General features: G+C 67.1%; 2 protein-coding genes. Both read left to right on the plus strand.

The annotated features are described in order from the left end of the window. Positions 1-76: 76 nt before the first annotated feature. Positions 77-517, plus strand: coding sequence for a transposase (locus ACLQ2U_RS32130; protein WP_413644714.1), 441 nt, complete (start codon positions 77-79; stop codon positions 515-517). A gap of 8 nt (positions 518-525) precedes the next feature. After that, complete coding sequence (locus ACLQ2U_RS32135) at positions 526-1,518, plus strand: transposase (protein ID WP_425754634.1); 993 nt, start codon at positions 526-528, stop codon at positions 1,516-1,518. The last annotated feature ends 35 nt before the right edge of the window (positions 1,519-1,553 follow it).

The following is a 1,553-nucleotide window of genomic DNA, read 5'->3' on the forward strand; positions in this document are numbered from 1 at the left end:
CCCCTCTTGGTCAGGATGGTGTGAGACACCGCGTGTGAGTGCGGGGTGCTGACCGAGGGCGGGATCGGAGATCCTGGTGTACGTGTCGACATCTTCTGCGGACCAGCCCGTGCCGGGTGGGTCTGATCCGGCGCCGCGGCCGTCGCGGCGGGCGTTCAGTCCAGAGTTCAAGCTGCGGATCCTTGCTGAATATGAGGATGCCCCGCATGGGGAGAAAGCGGCGGTGTTGCGGCGGGAAGGGTTGTATTCGTCGCATCTGATCGAGTGGGCGAGAGCCCGCGACGCCGGGGCTCTGACCGGCAGCGGCAGCGACGGGGATTCATCCTCGGGATCGCGGCGGCCGGCTCGGAAGACGGCTGAGCAGATCGAGTTGGAGAAGCTGCGCCGACAGAACGAGAAACTGCAGGCTGATCTGAAGAAGACCCGGATGGCGTTGGACATCATGGGAAAAGCGCACGCGCTCTTGGAAGAACTCTCCGAGAGCGCGGACAACGATCCGCCGCCGAGCAGATCCTGACCACGGCGTTGACCGACCTGGGTTCGGCGGGGATAGGGGTGCAACGCGGCTGCGAGTTGACGGGGACCTCCCGCGCGACCCACTACCGCCGCCGCAGCGGGCTGGGGCCGGTGCACGGGCCGTGGCTGCCGCGGACCCCGCCGCCGTCGGCGCTGTCGGACACCGAACGGGTCCGCATCCTCGAGGTGCTCAACAGTGCGGCGTATGCCGATTTGGCGATTCCGCAGGTCTGGGCTCGGGAACTCGACGAGGGCCGGTACTGGTGCTCCCTGTCGACGATGTATCGCATCGCCCGCACGGCCGGGCAGGTCCGCGAACGACGCCGGCAGGCCACCCACCCGCCACGGGTGCGTCCCGAGCTGGTCGCGACCGGCCCATCGCAGGTGTGGTCGTGGGACATCACCGCGTTGAAAGGACCGGTCAAAGGCATCTGGTATCGCTGCTACGTGGTCATCGACATCTACTCCCGCTACGTGACCGGGTGGCTCGTCGCGGCCGGCGAAGACGCTGTCGTGGCCCGCGATTTCCTCGCCGACGCGGTCTGGCGCAACGGGATCGAGCCGCACACTCTGCACGCCGACCGCGGTGGTGTCATGGTGTCCAGACCGGTGTCCGAGATGCTGGTGAGCCTCGGCGTGCTCCGCTCGCATTCACGACCGCGGACGTCGAACGACAATCCGTACTCCGAAGCGCAGTTCAAGACGATGAAATACGTGCCCGACTTCCCCGACCGGTTCGGCTCCCTCGCCGACGCCCGCGCCTTCTGCGACAGCTTCTTCACCGCCTATAACCATGAACACCGCCATTCCGGGATCGGCTGGCACACCCCGGCGTCAGTCCACTTCGGCACGGCCGAGCAGATCCGCGCGCAGCGACAGACCACCCTCGACCAGGCCTACACCGCTCACCCGGACCGGTTCACCCGCCGCCCGCGAGCACCCCAGACACCCGACAGCGCCTGGATCAACAGCCCCGCCCGGCAAGAGCAACCCGCCCGCTAACGACAACCTGTCTCAGGTTGACTTGACAACTACCG

This window comes from Micromonospora sp. DT47 (assembly GCF_049844475.1).
In the GTDB taxonomy this organism is placed as follows: Bacteria; Actinomycetota; Actinomycetes; order Mycobacteriales; family Micromonosporaceae; genus Micromonospora.